Below are 17,895 nucleotides of genomic sequence, written 5' to 3' on the forward strand. Positions count from 1 at the left end.
AGAACAAATATGGAACCTATCATTCGCTACTCTGGTTTAGAACTTACATTTGTGGAAATCATTCTGGGTGTAGCTTTGCTCTTACTCGGTGCTTTTTTCGCCCTTCTTTTCGGTGGGCGACGTAAAGACCCAGAAGCTGCTGCATTAGCAGCCCAAATGCGTGAAAAACTCAGCGAGATGCAATCCCAACAAGGCGAGTTACAGGGACGTATCGCTCAATTTGCAGAAGATAGCGCACAGCGTGATGATTTGTTTCGGCAAAGTCTGGACGAACGTTTATCCAAAGTTTCTGAACGCGTCGGTCAATCTATCGTTCAAACCCAAGAGCGTAATTCCGCTAATTTAAAACAATTACACGAACGGCTCGCACTCATCGATCGCGCCCAGAAAAACATAGAAACCCTTTCTGGCGAAGTTTCAGGCTTGCAATCACTTCTCTCAAACAAGCAAGCACGCGGCGCGTTTGGCGAAAAACAAATGCAGGATTTGATAGAAAGCTATTTACCGCCTAACGCTTTTTCCTTTCAGCACACACTATCAAACGGGAAACGGGTGGATGCTCTTATTCATTTACCTGGCGAACAGGGCGATGTGGCTATTGATTCCAAATTCCCTATGGAAGCCTGGCGGCGCCTAACAACGGCAGAGAATACCGATCAAGAGACGACAGCCAAACGTGCCTTTGCCGCTGATGTGACCCGGCATATTAAAGACATTGCCAGTAAATACCTCATTTTTGGGGAAACACATGATATCGCCATGTTATTCTTGCCCAGTGAGGCTGTTTACGCAGAGTTACACACCCATTTCCCGCAAGTCGTCGAATTCGGGTTCAAAGAAAAAGTGATGATTGTGTCGCCCACGACTTTTATGGCAACACTTCATACTATGCGGGCCGTTATGCGCGACGCCGCTATGCGCGAGCAAGCCCATATCTTACAGCGTGAAGTCGGCTTGATGGCCAAAGATGTCACCTTGCTCGATGACCGCGTCGCCAAGTTGCAAAGTCATTTTAATCAAAGCACAGAAGACCTTCGTAAGATACGGATTTCCACTGAAAAAATTACAAAACGTGCTGACAAAATAGAAAGCCTAGATGTTGAAGAACGCGAAAGCGCGGCCAACAATATCGCTGAGTTCCGCAAGCCAACGGGATAAAATCACATGATAAAAAAACCTAAGAATCCCATCTGGTATGGTGGAAGGTTATTTCGCCCTGTCACAACAAATGGAGCTTCTGAAACAACATCAGAGACTATTTTCAAATATGAACAGAAATTCGATCTTGTAACCGGAACCTACTCAGGCGGAGAAATAGAATTCGGACAGTTAATTGCGACTATACAGCCTAATGGAAATCTCGACATGCGTTATCAACACCGCAATAAAAGTGGAGAGTTAATGACCGGACATTGTCATTCCGTTCCAGAAATTATGCCTGATGGAAAAATGCGCTTACATGAAACTTGGCAATGGACCTGCCAAGATAACAGTCATGGAACATCCATTTTAGAAGAAATTTAGGGTATCAACTCGGCAACTTAAATTCGTTATGCTCTGCGCTATGGCTCACAATGTCGATTAAAGTCTTCAGCAAAACAAGTAAAACGAGCGCCAATATTGGCGCTCCGAAAGCTTGCACCAAGGCACCACCGAACATGATAACAATATGCATAATAAAGACGCGTCCATAAGGGATAAACATCTGTGTATTGGCCGACCGCATTTTATACTCCGCTTTCCCATAAAAATTGCGAAACATGGAAAAGAGATGACTTACCATTAATCCGATGACTGAAACCGCTAGGCCTTGAGCGGAAATAATCTCCGCAATTAAATCAGAAAGAGGGGGAATCGAATTAAAAAACGCATCCAAAAATGTGTAATGTCCAAATGAAAACACACCGTAATGAACAGAAAAGAAAACACAGAGAAACAATTTTCCACCTAAGCTTGGCGGTTGCTTCGCAGCGTTTTCATCATCGCCTTGGCAGGACAAGATTTTAGGAATATTTAATATGCCAATAACGATGCTCTCTAACCAATAGAGTAATAATAGCGTTCCCGTATCCCAGCCAAAAAGAAAAACGCCTAAAACAGGCAAAAGATTCATCACAACAAGGAAGAATATAGCGGGAGTGAAATTTATCTGACGCCCTACAACTGACATGTTGTCCCCCTATTCGATAATTTGCCTTAAAAAGGCCGACGGCTCTTCATCGCAGCAGAAATCGTTCCATCATCTAGATAATCTAGTTCCCCTCCCACAGGGACGCCATGCGCAAGGCGTGAAACTTGGACATTCGCTTTCGCTAAATGATCCGTTATATAATGCGCCGTAGTTTGCCCATCCACAGTGGCATTCATAGCCAAAATAACTTCTTTCACATCCTCATGCGAAGCACGATCAATCAAAGAGGCAATATTTAAATCTTCTGGCCGGATACCATCAAGCGCAGATAACGTACCCCCCAAAATATGATAACGCCCCCGAAAGGCGCCGGCTCTTTCCATCGCCCATAAATCAGCCACATCTTGCACGACGCATAATGTCGTTATGTCTCTCCCGGGCGCCGTACATATATGGCAGGGGTTTTGCGCATCTACATTACCGCATATTTGGCATGTCGAAATCCTGTCGGCGGCTTCGCCCAGAGCCAACGCCAACGGCCGCATTAAGGCATTAGGTTTTTTCAATAAATCAAGAGCCGCTCTACGAGCCGAACGCGGTCCCAAGCCAGGCAGCTTGGCCAGTAGCGCTATCAGGCGTTCAATTTCTGGGCTGACATTTAAGCCTGACATACGATTCCTTGAAAGACGTAAAATTGATTCTCTAGCAGAGAATAATGCGTCTCTCCTTTATGTTCTATGGGGGCCGACTTTATGGATGCAGCAATAATTATGTGCCTTAAAATGGCATCTTCATACCCGGCGGTAATTGTATATCGCCCATAGCTGATTTCATTGTTTCGCCTTGGGCCTCATCAAGCTTGGCTTTGGCATCTTGATAGGCCGCAACAATTAAGTCTTCAACGATCTCCGCCTCTTCGCTAGATAAGAGACTGGGATCAATTTTCAGCCCTTTCATATTGCCTCCACCAGCAAGGCTAACAGTCACAAGACCCCCTCCGGAACGTCCTTCGACGACCAAGTCAGCGACTTGTGCCTGAGCAGCTTCCATTTTCTTTTGCATATCCTTGGCTTGTTTCATCAAGCCCATAATATCTTTCATGACTATGTCCTTATTCTTGTCATCTGGCTAATACTCAGGAGGTGTGTAATCTGAAGGCACCCCTTCATCTATGCTATACTCATCGATATCATTTCTGGCATCATCCGCGCTTAATGCCTCTGATCTTCGAAAATCACCTTGAATGACATTTGAAGATTCTCGGTTTTTAATACCCAGCAATTCTGCACCTTTCAGTAGTGGATGATTAAAAGCGGGATGAGCGCGGTCTTTGGCTTTTTGGTCAGACTTCTTCTTTCGCCGTGCCTCTGCCAAAGTTGGCGCACCGCCAGATTTTTCAGGACTAATCAACCAAGGTGAACCCGTCAAATCTTGAAGAGCGCCAACCATTTTGCCAATTAAATCATTTGGCGCTCCATCCAAAATTTCAACGCGAACATTTTGGCGCTTAAATTGAATGGGCCGAACATAACGCGCAATGTCAGATTTTAATTTAACTTTCGCTTTTGGTAGCAAATCAACAAATTGTTCTAATGTGTCAATCTCTACTGATGGAGGCGTTACAGATACTGATTTCGGTGCGCTAAGCTGCGCGGTAGCACCTGTACTAGGCGCGTTATGACTTACTTGACCGTTTGGAGAATTACCTAGCAAGGTCTGTCCTGACGTGACCCGCGTTTGGGCTGCGGAGGGAGAGGCCGAAGTGGTTGGAGCATTTAACACAGGCAGCCCCGCCCCGCCCTCTTTTGCCGCGTGTTGGGCTTGCTCAATAATCTGAGCCGCGAGTTCAGGCGGCGGCATTTGTCCCGCAACGGCGAGTTTTAGCATCGCCATTTCAGCGGCCGCCAAAGGCGCAGGGGCTTGCCGCACTTCTGTATGGGATTGAGTCAAAATCTGCCAAAGACGAGTCAACTGCCCCATAGATAATCGCTCAGCCAAAGACGTAAGTCGTTCGATTTGGTCTGGCGCAGCATCAAAGTCCGCGCCTTCGCCTAATGTCTTAGCGCGGCTGACTTCGTGGCAAATATCCATCAAATCGCGCATGATCACGGCCGGATCGGCGCCGTCATCATATTGCGCCCGCATCTCCGTAATTGCGCCCTTGCCATCGCCCAAAGCCGCCATACCGAATAAATCTAAAACGCGCACGCGATCGGCCAGACCCAGCATAGCCCGCACTTGCTCAAAGGTAACTTCATTCCCATCAAGCCCCGCTTGAACAATAGCTTGATCCAACAAAGAAAGACTGTCTCGCACAGAGCCTTCAGCGGCCCGCGCAATTAAAGCTAAACCCTCATCCGAGACTTTTACATTTTCTTTGGCGCAAATACCTTTTAGATGCGCCGCCAATAATCCAGCCTCTACGCGCCTAAGGTCAAACCTTTGGCATCGCGAGAGCACAGTAATTGGAACTTTGCGTATTTCAGTTGTTGCAAATATGAATTTTGCATGATCCGGAGGTTCTTCAAGCGTCTTCAAAAGTGCATTAAAAGCCCCGGCTGAGAGCATATGCACCTCATCGATAATATACACTTTATACCGTGCTGTAGCCGGCGCATAACGTACACCGTCCAGCATCTCTCGCATGTTCTCTACACCTGTGCGAGACGCAGCGTCCATTTCGAGCACGTCCATATGAGAGCTAGCCATGATGGCTTCACAATGTTTGCCAGGCACAGATAAATCCGTCGAAGGGCCGTTTATCTCGTCCGTTTCATAATTTAGGGCCCGCGCCAACAGCCGCGCCGTCGTCGTCTTCCCAATCCCTCTGACGCCTGTCATCATAAAGGCATGAGCGACGCGCCCCGCCTCAAACGCATTCGTCAAAGTGGTTACCATCGCATCTTGACCAATCATATCCTCAAAGGTGGCAGGACGATACTTTCGCGCCAAAACCTGATAAGATTGTTGAGAGTTCGTGGTCATCAAAATAGATATAGAGAGGATTAAGACCTGTGGGAAGGGACTAGAGCTTCACGTCCACAGCTATTTGATGGTTAATGTAAAATGAAAAGTGGAAGGCTGAACCCTGACCCGAAAAAACCTCGTTACGGCTGCTTCGTTCCCGACCTGACCGGGTTGGCGCGGATTCCCGTCCAAAGCCAACCTTCCGAGCGGTTATATGGGGAATTCAGATCAATGGCGCAAGTCCTTAGGCCATAAAAAAGCCACGCACCAAAGGAACGGGGCTAATATTAAAAATGACTCTAAACGCTAGAATTTACGTACATAGGAGACGTCCCAAACATCGGCATCAAGATCAACGCCGTTCAGATCGCCATCTTTATAGGTATAGCCTAAACGAAGGCCGCTGCGGTCATTGAGGTTGTACTGAACCCCGCCACCCACAGCATAACCGTCAACTTCATCGCTATCAGTGACGCCCGCAACTGTGGCTTCTACGCTCACGACAGTGTAACCGCCGCGTACAAAAGCTTCAAATTGATTGCTAAGGGGCAGACGAGCCACGGCGTAAGCGCCCAAGTCCCACTCGGTATCAACCTCTACACCATTGTCATCTTCACCGATAACACCGATAGAACCTTCGCCCTCAATCCCGAAATACTCGTTCAGATTATATCCTAAACGGCCCGTTATATTATAAGTATCAAACTCATAAGTGCTAACACCCAATGTACCATATGCACCTGTGTCTTGCGCCATCGCTTGACCAGCAAATCCAGTCAGAGCGAGCGTGGCAATTGTTGTTTTCAAAAACTTCATTGTTTTATCCTTTCCAAATAAAGTCACCCGCAAATGGTAGGGACAGGCTAAGAAAACAACCTACAAAACAGTAACTTAACGCTCACAGAAACGTGTTGTCACAAAAATGCAACAGATAATTAAACTGTGTTCAGATAGCAGTTACCGTAAATTAAATGGTGGTTAGAACCGGGCAATTTTTGATCATATTTTATTTCACTGCGTAACAAACTTAGGAAAATAGATGGTCGTATTTTCAGACAGACAAGGTTATAGGGTGACATGACCTTTACTGATATTATGCCCTTCGCAGGCAGCCCTTTAGATTTTTGTGAAACCAAGCGTTCCCCTGAGGAATTGCAACACTATATGGCCCTACCCGCGGCCCGTGCAATTCTATTTCATAAAGGCAAACCCGCCGTCGGGCAGGATGGAAAAGCTATACGCGTTCATCCATCCGAATTGATTGGTCAAAACCTTTTAGACCCGCATATCATTTTTATGGGACTGGATGGAAATCGCCCTATATTTGCAGCTAACCTCGCGAAAGATGATGCCATAACTTTGGAGAGCGACTTCCAAAGCATACGGGAAATCGGAGGAAGGCTCGATTCTGAAACTCTGGCTTTATTTGGCCGTGCTAAATCGATTTTCGATTGGCATAAAGACCATATGTGCTGCGCCAAATGCGGCGCGCAATGCAGTCCCGCTGATGGGGGACATAAACGCGTTTGTCCTCGGCCCGAATGCCAAGCAGAACATTTTCCCCGCGTAAACCCTGTTGTTATTATGTTGGTAGTAAAAGACGATAAAGTTCTTTTGGGCCGCGGACCAGGATGGCCAGAAGGATTCATGTCAACGCTCGCTGGATTCGTTTCCCCAGGAGAAACAATTGAAGAGGCTACCGCCCGCGAAGTATTGGAAGAAGCGGGTATTCGAACTAAAAATCACCGCTATATTGCAAGCCAGCCTTGGCCTTTTCCCAGTCAGTTAATGATAGGCGTTATTTGTGAAGCAGAGAACACAGACATTCAGGTGAATCCTGATGAACTAGAAGACGCTCAATGGTTTAGCCGCGATGAGGTCGCCGCTGTATTTGCTAAAACGGGCAATGCCTTTCGGCGACCACCCCGCATTGCAATCGCGCATCAATTATTAAAGCACTGGTTACAAGAAGGCTTATAAACGGCGCCTAACGCGTCGCCATCGCTATGGATGAGACGCAACTATTTGCGTCGAATAGTAAGGTCTTCGATAGATTCAAACTCTACACTCTCCGAGCAGTCTTCGCCCATTGTTTTACAGGTTAGATTATTAGCCGTAATTTCTAATAATTCATCGCATTGACGCGTGGGGAATAAAATATAGGCCGTGTTTGTTTCACCAGCCTCAACACTTTGTGCGAACATATTTCCGCTATCATCGTCTCCAGTGCCTGTAACGCTAAATTCCATCATCGACACTGAAACCTCAGTCTCTGTACCGTTTTGAACGGTAATCGGAAGTATGCACGCATTGGGTTCAAATACTTTCGGGAGCGAAGAAATAACAATACGGCCGTCAGTGCTTAATACTGTTTCTTCAATGTCACTCTGAAGCGACTCGTCATTTTGCACGTCACGAGAGGGGTCACCACAAGCCGATAAACCAAGAAAAGTAGCACAGCAAAGCATGATTAAGCGGTTCATAGTCAATCCATTTCAATTAATGAGTGGCATATCATTTAAATAGGAACGCCTTCAGCCTCACAGAAGTTCCGCACTATATCACGCAAAGATGTCATGCGTGAATGTATGTTTATATGGGGCTCTATTGCCGCTCTCAACTTTTCAACATCCAGAGCAAGGAGGGCTGATTTCACAGGGCCAATTCCTGTAACGGGCATAGACAATGTATCAAAACCCAGCGCAACAAGACAGCAAGCCTCTAGGGGTCTACCCGCAATTTCTCCACAAACGCTCACCGGTGTTCCGCTAGACTTACACCCTTGCGCGATGAATTTAAGAATGGAAAGTGCGGCAGGGTGAAGTGGATCATAGCGATCCGCGACTCTCGGATTATCACGGTCAGCCGCGAAGAAGAACTGCATCAGATCATTCGCGCCTACACTGACAAAATCTACATGGTCACACACAGATAAAACTTGCCATGCAAGGGATGGTGTCTCGAGCATAACGCCGATTTCAATTTTCTCGGGTAATTCCAGCCCTAAATTTCGCGCCCGTGTAACCTCACGGTTAAACAGTTCTTTGGCGGCAATCATTTCAGCAACAGTCGTCACCATCGGGAACATAACCCGCAAGTGTTTTCCGGCCCCTGCCGTTACCAATGCTCGCAACTGGTAACGCATCAAACCCGGCCTATCCAAAGCGATGCGGATTGAGCGCCAACCCATAGCTGGGTTCTCTTCTGGAACAGGGTCCATATAAGGCAGGATTTTATCAGAGCCCAAATCCAATGTCCTGAACGTAACGGGGCGATGCCCTGCGGTTTCAATGGCTTGGCGATAAAGCGCTGTTTGTTCCTTCAGTTTTGGCATGAAATCACTCACCATAAACTGAAATTCCGTACGAAAGAGACCTATCCCATCAGCGCCAGACAAATCCATTTGTGGTAAATCCACCAACAGGCCAGCGTTTAATTGCAACGAAACATGCCGCTTATCTTTCGTAATTGCAGGCTTCAGCCTAAGCGCGTCATAGGCCTTAGTCATTTCGCCGCGTATGTTTTCGCGTAATGTAAAACCAGAAATTTGAGTATCTACAGGCCGAATGTGTACTGTGCCACTTTCGCCATCGACAAGAACCTCATCCCCCGTTTCAATAAGGTCAAGAACGCCTTCAGCCCGCCCGACCAGCGGAATCCCCAATGCACGACATATAATAGCCGTGTGAGAGCTAGCCGCGCCTTCCTCCAAGACTATCGCTTTAAGCTTGTCTCGGTCATAATCTAATAACTCAGCAGGGCCAATTTCACGTGCAAAAATCACAGCTTTATCTGAAATATCTTTATTCCCTGGCATAAGGGCTTCACCAGATAACGCCCTTAATAGACGGTTTGCTAAATCCTCTAAGTCATGCAGCCGAGCACGCAAATAGGCGTCGCGGGACTTCATTAATCGGGCCCGGTGTTCATTACGGACCCGCTCCACAGCCGCCTCGGCCGTTAGGCCAGAATGTACGGCTTCACGTAACCGCCCGACCCATTTTCGGTCATAAGCGAACATTCTATAGGTTTCATAAATTTCTTTTGACGCGCGGGAAATGCCCGCGGCTTCACCTGACACCATGGCATCGACACTGGCACGGAGCTTCTTAATACCTTCTTCGAGGCGAGCTTCTTCTGCTGCAATATTGTCGGCAAGTAGGTTCGCGGGTGTAACAGGTGGTAAATGCAAATAGGCTTGGCCACGCGCTAAACCATCTGCGAAGGCCTTACCTTTAATCGTTTCGGGTTTAACAGAGACAAGAGAAATACCTTTTAAGGCAGACCCCTTACCGCCCAGTCTTTCATCGCCAACAATTATTTCACCTATGACCATGGCGACGGTCAATAAATCTTCAACTTCTTCTTCGTTAAAGCTGCGCGCGTTTTCGGACTGAACAACTAATACCCCCAATCCGCGGCCACCCCGTAAAATTGGCACCGCAAGAAATGAGCGATAAGGGTCTTCCCCTGTTTCTGGCCGATATGAAAAGAGGGGGTGCCGCGGTGCATCGGCTAGGTTTAGGGGCCTCGCTGTCAAGGCCACATGCCCCACCAAACCCTCTCCGGGTTTTAGTCTTGTTTTATGAACGGCTGATTTTTTCAGACCTTCTGTGGCTGATAATTCGAGGTCATCCCCCTGCCGTACAAGGTAAATCGACGCTACGCTGACCTTCATCGCTTTTGAGATAGCAGAAACAAATCCGTCTAGACGGCCCTGAACGGAAACCGTACCAGCCATAGACGCTCTTATAGCGCGCATGAGCTTTGGCGGCGTCGTTTTTATATTCGGGTCATGACTCACAAAGACTATATAGCAAAGATATCAAAAATTGCTCGTATTCAAATTATGAAATTCGCGTAATTCACGAAAAAAGGTAAATTTTCACCCCTCATCCGCCAATTGCGGGACGATTATTAAGCGTCCGCGCTCCAAATCCACTTTAGGCGTGGCCAATTTTGTGAAGGGGTGAAAAAAGCTCGCCGCGCTTTTCTTGTTTTTTTTATCCGGGAAAGGTGCAATTTCTATCATATCCCCCGCGCCAAACTCATGAATTGCAATGACTTCACCAATTCGTTTTCCATCCGTGGATTTCACTTCTAAACCTATCAGGTCGGAATAGTAAAAGTCATCCTCATCTGGTTCTGGCAACACATCTCTGGATATATAGAGCTTGGTTGACTTTAAAGATTCGGCTTGCTCACGAGACGAGACCTCTTCTGCTGTGACGGCCACAAAGTCCTTCATCACGCGATAAGAGATCGGCGTTATTACAACACTTCCCTTATCGCTGAGTAACGGACCATAAGAGACACAGCCTTCTGGAAATTCCGTGAAGGGTTTCAGCTTTACCTCACCTTTTACGCCAAAAGCCCCAGCAATGGCGGCGACACAGATAAGTTCATTGTCTTGAATTTTAGTCATCGACGAAAATACTACGCAAACAGCGCCTTAATAGGAATAGCGAAATGCAATCTGTGGTGACGATTAGAGCGCCGCTCTAATCGCCTCAACCAAATCAGTCTTTTCCCAAGAAAATCCACCATCAGCATCTGGTTTACGGCCAAAGTGACCATAAGCCGCTGTTCGCGCAAATATAGGCTGGTTCAGATTTAAATGCTTTCGAATGCCGCGCGGTGTCAAATCCATGACTTCGCGGCAAATACGTTCGATTACATCTCCTGATACATCATTGGCATCATCGACATTGACATAAATTGACGTCGGCGTAGCCACACCAATGGCGTAAGAAAGCTGAATATCCACCCAAGGGGCTAACCCTGCCGCAACAATATTCTTGGCGAGATATCGCGTCGCATAAGCGGCAGATCGGTCAACTTTAGTTGAATCCTTTCCTGAAAAAGCCCCGCCGCCATGTGGAGCCATGCCGCCATAAGTGTCGACAATGATTTTGCGCCCTGTAAGGCCCGTATCGCCGTCTGGGCCGCCAATTACAAATTTTCCAGTGGGGTTAATGTGCCAGATTGTGTCTTCTGTAATCCAGCCATCAGGCAAGACTTCATAAACATAAGGCTTTACCAGCTTCGCAATATCCGCAGAATTCAAGCTTGCATCAAGGTGCTGAGTTGAAAGAACAATTGACTTAGCGTGTACAGGTTTTCTGTCCCTATACGCCACAGTGACTTGCGCCTTGCTGTCTGGGCCCAGTTGAGTAACACCTTCTTCCTTACGGGCTTTTGCCAAGCGTTCTAAAATTTTATGGCTGTAATAAACTGGTGCAGGCATAAAATCTTCAGTATCGGAACACGCATAACCAAACATAATGCCTTGGTCGCCAGCGCCCTCCTCTTTCGTCGGGCCGTCACCTTGATCAACGCCTTGGGCTATATCGGCCGATTGCGCATGAAGTAGCACATCAATATCAGCATGTTTCCAATGAAAACCCTCTTGCTCATAGCCAATATCTTTTATGGCGGCGCGCGCGGTTTCAATTATCATTTCTGGCGTAATACGGTCTGATCCTCGCGTTTCACCCGCAATGATAACTTTATTCGTCGTTGTTAAAGTTTCCGCCGCAACGCGAATATCCCAAGGCGACATACCGTCCTTAACAGACTCACGAAAATATAGATCGACAATTTCGTCGCTAATACGGTCAGCGACTTTATCAGGGTGACCTTCAGAAACTGATTCTGAGGTAAAGTCGTAATGCTTGCGGCTCATAATGAACTCCTCTTAAATTTTAAGGCTCTTCGCTTTTTGTTTTTATCTGAGGGGTTTCGGGCGCTGTATATAACGCCTGAAAGATTTTTAATATCGATAATGCTCAGGCTTAAATGGCCCTTCTTTTGACACTCCGATATAATCGGCTTGCTCTTGGCTCATTTCAGTAAGCTTCGCACCGATTTTCTCAAGGTGTAGACGCGCTACTTTTTCGTCTAAATGTTTAGGCAACATATAGACTTTGTTTTCATAACGCGGCGACGAAGATTGAGAATCTTCCCAAAGCTCTATTTGCGCCAGAACTTGGTTAGTGAAGGAAGCAGACATAACAAACGACGGATGCCCTGTTGCATTTCCGAGGTTCAACAAACGTCCTTGGGACAACAAAATCATACGGTTCCCCTTCGGGAAAGTAATCATGTCCACCTGATCCTTGATATTTGTCCACTTCAAGTTACGTAATGCTGCCACCTGAATTTCATTATCAAAGTGACCGATATTACCAACGATGGCCATATCCTTCATTTCGCGCATATGTTCGAGACGGATAACGTCTTTATTGCCTGTCGTTGTCACGAATATATCAGCGTCTTTTACTGTGTCTTCTAAGGTCGTAACTTCAAAACCATCCATCGCGGCTTGAAGGGCACAAATAGGGTCTACTTCTGTAACTTTTACGCGTGCACCTGCGCCGCGAAGCGAAGCCGCAGACCCCTTACCTACATCGCCATAACCAAGAACAACCGCCGTTTTACCAGCCATCATTGTATCTGTTGCGCGGCGAATACCATCCACGAGAGATTCTTTACAGCCATATTTATTATCGAACTTCGACTTCGTAACAGAATCATTTACGTTAATCGCAGGGAATGGCAGCTGGCCTTTTTCAACAAGTTCATAAAGACGATGAACCCCTGTTGTTGTTTCTTCAGAAACCCCAACGATTTGATCCCGCATTTTCGTAAACCAGCCGGGGCTAGCCTCTAGGCGTTTTTTAACCTGACCAAAAACAGCCTCTTCTTCTTCAGAACTTGGCTCCCCTTGGATAAGCTCTGGCTCACCATTTTCAACACGCGCACCAAGCAAGATATATAGGGTCGCATCTCCGCCATCATCCAAAATAATATTCGGGCCATCGTCGAATAAAAAAGATTTATCAAGATAGTCCCAATGTTCTTCTAGAGATTGCCCTTTAATCGCAAAAACAGGGACGCCTGAGGCTGCAATGGCCGCCGCTGCATGGTCTTGCGTTGAAAAAATGTTGCATGATGCCCAACGCACATCAGCCCCAAGCGCGGTAAGCGTTTCAATCAAGACCGCTGTTTGAATTGTCATGTGCAGTGACCCAACAATACGCGCACCTTTTAAAGGCTTGCTTTCGCCAAACTCTTCGCGAAGAGCCATTAGGCCCGGCATTTCCGTCTCAGCGATATCTAACTCTTTGCGGCCATAATCTGCCAAAGCGATATCTTTTACGATGTAGTCAGTCTTGCTCATATTAAAATCGCCCTTCGGACGCCACAATCAAGGTTTAAAATTTTCGCGCTCAATAGGCTTAATCCATCAAAGCGTCAACACGATATAACATTTTCTTTATATGAAAAATACGCCCTCAAAATCTCAAATTGCAAATTCAACCTGTACTGTTTTGCCTACACACTCCGAAAACTCACAAGACACCATAAAAGTTTAACAATTTCTCCGTAATGTCCTCAAAACAGAAACGGAATTTTCAATGACGCGTAAACCTCAGCCCTCAATTGCGACCAATACAATTGAGTTTGAAACACAAGCTCTCGTAAAACCAACGGGTTTCCGAGAATATGATGCGCGTTGGTGGTTCGGGCTTCCAAGCGAAGAAAAGCCTTCTGAGCTAAATCTATATGGGGTCCAAGCCCTGGGTGAGGGGCTAGGCACATTAATGCATGAACGCGGCGTCCCGCCCAAAATCGCCGTAGGTCATGATTTCAGGCACTATTCCCTCGGCATCAAACAAGCCTTAATGCTCGGACTCGTGAATGCAGGTATTGAAGTACTTGATATCGGTTTGGCCTTATCGCCTATGGCCTATTTTGCGCAATTCCACCTTGATTGTCCTGGTGTAGCTATGGTTACAGCCTCTCATAACTCTAACGGCTGGACAGGCGTTAAAATGGGCATTGAACCGCCACTGACCTTTGGGCCCGATGAAATGGCACGTTTAAAAGAAATCGTGTTAGAGGGACAGTCTGTTCCCCGAGCTGGAGGCTCTTATCGATATGTAGACGGCGTCAGAGAGGCTTATATTGATGACCTCGTAAAGGACGTGAAACTAAAGAACAAAATCAAAGTCGTTGCCGCCTGTGGTAATGGCACGGCTGGTGCCTTTGCCGAAGAAGTATTAAGCAAAATAGGCGCAGATGTCGTCGCGGTCGAATGCGACCTTGATTACAACTTTCCTAATTACAACCCTAACCCCGAAGACATGAAAATGCTTCACGCCATGGCCGATGCCTGCAAAGCGAACGGCGCTGACGTTGCGCTGGGTTTTGACGGAGATGGAGATCGATGCGGCGTTGTCGACAATGAAGGAGAGGAAATATTTGCCGATAAAGTTGGTGTTATGCTCGCGCGTGACCTTTCCGCACTATATCCGAATGCCCAATTTGTTGCAGATGTTAAGTCGACAGGACTTTTCAATACTGACCCGGTCTTACTCGAAAATGGTGCAAAAACTGATTATTATAAAACAGGGCACAGCTATATTAAACGCCGCTCCAAAGAACTAAACGCTCTGGTCGGATTCGAAAAATCGGGGCATTATTTTTTCAATGCCCCGATTGGACGCGGCTATGATTGCGGCCTGACGTCCGCCATTGCCATTTTGCAAATGCTGGACCGTAATCCAGATAAATCTATGGCAGATTTGCGCCGTGCCTTACCCAAAACTTGGGGGAGCCCGACAATGTCGCCCTATTGCGCTGACGAAGAAAAATATGACGTCGTTGACCGTATCATTGCCGAAGTTCAAGCCGATGCCGATGCCGGTATGAAAATTCTAGGACAAGAGATTGTGGACGTTAACACGGTGAACGGCGTGCGCATGACGCTTGAAGACGGGACTTGGGGCCTTATGCGGGCGAGTTCTAACACGCCCAATCTTGTTGTTGTGGTTGAAAGCCCTGCCTCGGAAGAGAACATGATTGGCATGTTCAGGGAAATCGAGCGGCGACTTTCTGGTTATTCAGAAATCGGCGCTTTTGATCAGAAAATTTAATCGGTTCTGACCGTTACAGTTTTCATTGGAAAGTTTTCATTGGACGGTCAAGGCTATCTTGTTCTAGTTTGAGTTAAATAAGAAGGCTAATCTCAGGCTTTCTTAGAACCCTCTTTATAACACGGCCTGAAATGAAAAACCCTTTGCAAAAGCTTCCAACACGCCGTGGTTTTCTAGGGGCTTTGGGTGTTGGGTCTGTTGCGGCTTGCGCAGATACGGCAAGCCTCTCCTTTTCGGCTAAGAATGAAAGCCGCAGTGGTCAATTTGCACATGGCGTCTCATCTGGAGACCCCTTCTCTGATTCTGTCATTTTGTGGACACGCGTAACTCCTGACACTGAAGGCCCCGTCGAACTTGTCTGGGAGATTGATCAAGATGCGAATTTCAAATCACTTTCAGCATCGGGTAATGTCACAACGAATGCGTCTAAAGATTACACAGTCAAAGTAGAAGCTACGGGTCTGCAGGCAGGCACATGGTATTTTTATCGCTTCCGCATTGGGGAAACAGTGTCCCAAATTGGACGGACACGCACCTTACCGAATGGAAGTTTACAAGCCGCCCGATTCGCCGTTGTTTCCTGTTCAAATTGGCAGCATGGATATTTTAATGCCTATGACCACATAGCACGACAAGCCGAAGGAGATGCTTTCGACGCCCTTATTCATTTAGGCGATTATTATTATGAATATGGCATTGAAGATGCACCAAAACTTCCTGACCGCGCCCACTTGCCCCCTCATGAAATCATAACGCTCAAGGATTACAGAACACGGCACGCCCAATATCGGTCCGACTCAACCTTACAAGATGTCACCGCAAAAATGCCGCTTATTGCTGTATGGGACGACCATGAAACCACGAATGATAGCTGGAAAGGCGGTGCGGAGAATCATAATTCTGATGAAGGTGACTGGGACATAAGAAGAGAAGCCGCCCTTCGCGCTTATTATGAATGGATGCCCTTGCGTGAACCCAAGTTTGGACGCTCTCGCAATGAAATTTACCGCGCTTTTGAATGGGGAGACCTGGCCTCTATAGTTTGCGTGGAAACACGCCTAACAGCTCGAGCAGAACAGATTATTGTTGAAGATTATATCGACCAAATTGATACACCCGGCGGCGCGGAAAAGTTTAAAAAAGACATACTTAATGCCCCTAATCGTGATATGCTTGGGAAAGAACAACAAGAGTTTATTGTTGATACATTCAAAGCCTCAAAAGCAAAGGGCACGTCTTGGCGGCTATTAGCTAATCAAGTTATTATGGGGCGTTTGCTCACGCCTGATTTCACGCCTTACATTGACGAATCCGCTTTAGAGACTATTGAACAAGACTGGGCCGGGGTTCGTGACTTTTTGACTTTATCAAAATATAATGTGCCTGTTTACCCCGACAGTTGGGATGGTTACCCTGTTGCAAGAAATGCTTTTTACAACGCATTATCAGATGCTGATATCCATGACATGCTTGTGCTTACAGGGGATGCACATGAATTTTGGGTCAATGAATTAACCACAGAAAACCATGAAAAAATGGGTGTAGAGCTTGTGACATCTTCTGTGTCGTCTCAAACTTTGACCGCCTATTTAGGTGAAGCTACTGCCGACCATAATTTATTGCTAACGCAATCTAATCAAGACGCACGATATTATAATGCCCTCGTCAATGGTTATATAGACCTGAGCCTTACTCAGAAAAAAGCCAAAGTAAAAATGGTCGGAATAAGCACCGTGTTGAGCCGTGATTACGAAGCTTTTGATGCCGCACGTTTTACCCTTAGAAAAAGTAAGGACACGATAAAGGTTACAGCTCCCAAAGGGCTGAATTTCAAACAAAGGTTATTATTCGCTGGCTTGGGATGAATGTAAAGCCGCGCTTTAGGCGCTTTAAATCGCATCACCACTCTTTTGTTGTGCGTAATAGTTTTGCTTAATTTGCACCGATGTTTGCCGAGAACCATCATGCGAATATCCAGGCCGCCCAAACATATACCCCAGCCTTTGGGTGAAGCTTAACTTCGGAGCAAATATCTCTCTAAAGATCGCCACCCATTCTGAAAATGCGATCTTTATTGGATTAAATGTCTCTATAGGCTTCACGACGCCATATGTATTTTCAATATCAGACTGTTCAGCGACAAATGTACCAAACATTTTGTCCCAAATAATAAACATTCCCGCATAATTTGAATCAAGATAAAGGGGGTGCGTACCATGATGAACACGATGATGACTCGGCGTATTCATGATGCATTCAAACCATGAGGGCATTTTATCAATTGCCTCTGTATGAATCCAAAATTGATAGACCAAATTTATCGATGCTATAAAGACGATCAAAAGAGGGTGAAACCCCAGAAGAACAAGCGGTGATGTCAGTAACACATAACCGGTAAACTCACTATGCCAAGGTTGGCGCAAGGCTGTTGTCAAATTATAATGCTCGGAGCTGTGATGCACAATATGAGCACTCCAGAACCAACGTACCTCATGCGAAATACGATGTTTCCAATAGTATAAGAAATCCTGCACAATTATCGTCAGCAATATAACGGGGAGGCTATATCCCAAGTCAAATACCCTAAACTGCCAAACAAAGAACAAAGCGCTCAGGCCTATCGCGCCGAATAATAGACCAGAAATGAGATTGCCTAGCCCCATCGCCATAGAAGCAAACGCATCTTTCTTTTCATATTTCCCAGCGATTTTTTTGCGACTCACTAATAGCCATTCTGCTGCCACAGATAATACGAAAAATGGCGCCGCCCAGGCTAAAACAAAGGGGAAGTTTAGCGCGGCTCCATCCATATAAACTCTCTCCCCTCATTTTTGTGTTTTTTAAGACTTTACAGGC

General features: G+C 46.4%; 16 protein-coding genes and 1 other RNA gene. 5 read left to right on the top strand and 12 right to left on the bottom strand.

Annotated elements, in window-relative coordinates:
* The first annotated feature begins 9 nt into the window (after window positions 1-9).
* Together DES40_RS09155 and DES40_RS09160 are read left to right on the top strand one after the other, a co-directional pair.
* Window positions 10-1,158, top strand: a complete 1,149-nt coding sequence (locus tag DES40_RS09155; RefSeq protein ID WP_121101108.1) for a DNA recombination protein RmuC — start codon at window positions 10-12, stop codon at window positions 1,156-1,158.
* A 6-nt stretch (window positions 1,159-1,164) separates the two neighbouring features.
* The gene (locus DES40_RS09160) at window positions 1,165-1,524 is read left to right on the top strand and encodes a hypothetical protein (protein ID WP_233345548.1); all 360 of its coding nucleotides are present in this window, start codon (window positions 1,165-1,167) and stop codon (window positions 1,522-1,524) included.
* Between the two features lie 4 nt (window positions 1,525-1,528).
* Here DES40_RS09160 and DES40_RS09165 read toward each other — a convergent pair whose 3' ends face one another.
* From DES40_RS09165 to DES40_RS09190, 6 genes are all read right to left on the bottom strand, one after another.
* Entirely contained in the window at window positions 1,529-2,170 is a 642-nt protein-coding gene (locus DES40_RS09165) for a DUF6498-containing protein (protein WP_121101111.1), read from the bottom strand.
* Between the two features lie 26 nt (window positions 2,171-2,196).
* Window positions 2,197-2,802, bottom strand: a complete 606-nt coding sequence (gene recR, locus DES40_RS09170) for a recombination mediator RecR (RefSeq protein WP_121101114.1) — start codon at window positions 2,800-2,802, stop codon at window positions 2,197-2,199.
* 106 nt (window positions 2,803-2,908) lie between these two features.
* The gene (locus DES40_RS09175; RefSeq protein WP_121101117.1) at window positions 2,909-3,232 is read right to left on the bottom strand and encodes a YbaB/EbfC family nucleoid-associated protein; all 324 of its coding nucleotides are present in this window, start codon (window positions 3,230-3,232) and stop codon (window positions 2,909-2,911) included.
* A gap of 27 nt (window positions 3,233-3,259) precedes the next feature.
* On the bottom strand, window positions 3,260-5,116 hold the full coding sequence (locus DES40_RS09180; RefSeq protein ID WP_121101119.1) for a DNA polymerase III subunit gamma/tau: 1,857 nt from the start codon (window positions 5,114-5,116) through the stop codon (window positions 3,260-3,262).
* An 87-nt stretch (window positions 5,117-5,203) separates the two neighbouring features.
* Window positions 5,204-5,302: signal recognition particle sRNA small type (ffs, locus tag DES40_RS09185), an RNA gene on the bottom strand.
* 102 nt (window positions 5,303-5,404) lie between these two features.
* Window positions 5,405-5,914 carry a porin family protein gene (locus DES40_RS09190; RefSeq protein WP_121101122.1) on the bottom strand — a complete coding sequence of 170 codons (510 nt, stop codon included), beginning with the start codon at window positions 5,912-5,914 and terminating at the stop codon, window positions 5,405-5,407.
* A gap of 261 nt (window positions 5,915-6,175) precedes the next feature.
* Here DES40_RS09190 and nudC point away from each other — a divergent pair, with 261 nt between their 5' ends.
* Window positions 6,176-7,078 carry an NAD(+) diphosphatase gene (gene nudC / locus DES40_RS09195; RefSeq protein ID WP_121101125.1) on the top strand — a complete coding sequence of 301 codons (903 nt, stop codon included), beginning with the start codon at window positions 6,176-6,178 and terminating at the stop codon, window positions 7,076-7,078.
* A 41-nt stretch (window positions 7,079-7,119) separates the two neighbouring features.
* Here the strand turns inward: nudC and DES40_RS09200 are convergent, their stop codons facing one another.
* The 5 genes from DES40_RS09200 to ahcY all read right to left on the bottom strand — a co-directional run bounded on the left by DES40_RS09200 (window position 7,120) and on the right by ahcY (window position 13,280).
* Window positions 7,120-7,581 (bottom strand): hypothetical protein, encoded by a 462-nt coding sequence (locus DES40_RS09200; protein WP_121101128.1) that lies wholly within the window; start codon window positions 7,579-7,581, stop codon window positions 7,120-7,122.
* Window positions 7,582-7,616: 35 nt separating this feature from the next.
* Window positions 7,617-9,839: a phosphoenolpyruvate--protein phosphotransferase gene (gene ptsP / locus DES40_RS09205; RefSeq protein WP_233345550.1), complete on the bottom strand. Its 2,223-nt coding sequence runs from the start codon at window positions 9,837-9,839 to the stop codon at window positions 7,617-7,619.
* Between the two features lie 144 nt (window positions 9,840-9,983).
* A complete protein-coding gene (rimM, locus tag DES40_RS09210) occupies window positions 9,984-10,523 on the bottom strand; it encodes a ribosome maturation factor RimM (RefSeq protein ID WP_121101131.1) in 540 nt (179 codons plus the stop codon).
* Window positions 10,524-10,586: 63 nt separating this feature from the next.
* Window positions 10,587-11,783: a methionine adenosyltransferase gene (metK, locus tag DES40_RS09215; protein WP_121101134.1), complete on the bottom strand. Its 1,197-nt coding sequence runs from the start codon at window positions 11,781-11,783 to the stop codon at window positions 10,587-10,589.
* Between the two features lie 87 nt (window positions 11,784-11,870).
* Window positions 11,871-13,280, bottom strand: a complete 1,410-nt coding sequence (ahcY, locus tag DES40_RS09220) for an adenosylhomocysteinase (RefSeq protein ID WP_121101136.1) — start codon at window positions 13,278-13,280, stop codon at window positions 11,871-11,873.
* A gap of 238 nt (window positions 13,281-13,518) precedes the next feature.
* On the opposite strand from ahcY, the gene DES40_RS09225 reads away from it, so the two are divergent.
* The gene (locus tag DES40_RS09225) at window positions 13,519-15,039 is read left to right on the top strand and encodes a phosphomannomutase/phosphoglucomutase (RefSeq protein WP_121101139.1); all 1,521 of its coding nucleotides are present in this window, start codon (window positions 13,519-13,521) and stop codon (window positions 15,037-15,039) included.
* 131 nt (window positions 15,040-15,170) lie between these two features.
* Window positions 15,171-16,904 (top strand): alkaline phosphatase D family protein, encoded by a 1,734-nt coding sequence (locus DES40_RS09230; RefSeq protein ID WP_121101142.1) that lies wholly within the window; start codon window positions 15,171-15,173, stop codon window positions 16,902-16,904.
* A 24-nt stretch (window positions 16,905-16,928) separates the two neighbouring features.
* Here the strand turns inward: DES40_RS09230 and DES40_RS09235 are convergent, their stop codons facing one another.
* Entirely contained in the window at window positions 16,929-17,849 is a 921-nt protein-coding gene (locus DES40_RS09235) for a sterol desaturase family protein (RefSeq protein WP_121101145.1), read from the bottom strand.
* Between the last annotated feature and the right edge of the window lie 46 nt (window positions 17,850-17,895).

Origin of the sequence: Litorimonas taeanensis, from assembly GCF_003634015.1 — a bacterium.
Classification (GTDB): Bacteria; Pseudomonadota; Alphaproteobacteria; order Caulobacterales; family Maricaulaceae; genus Litorimonas; species Litorimonas taeanensis.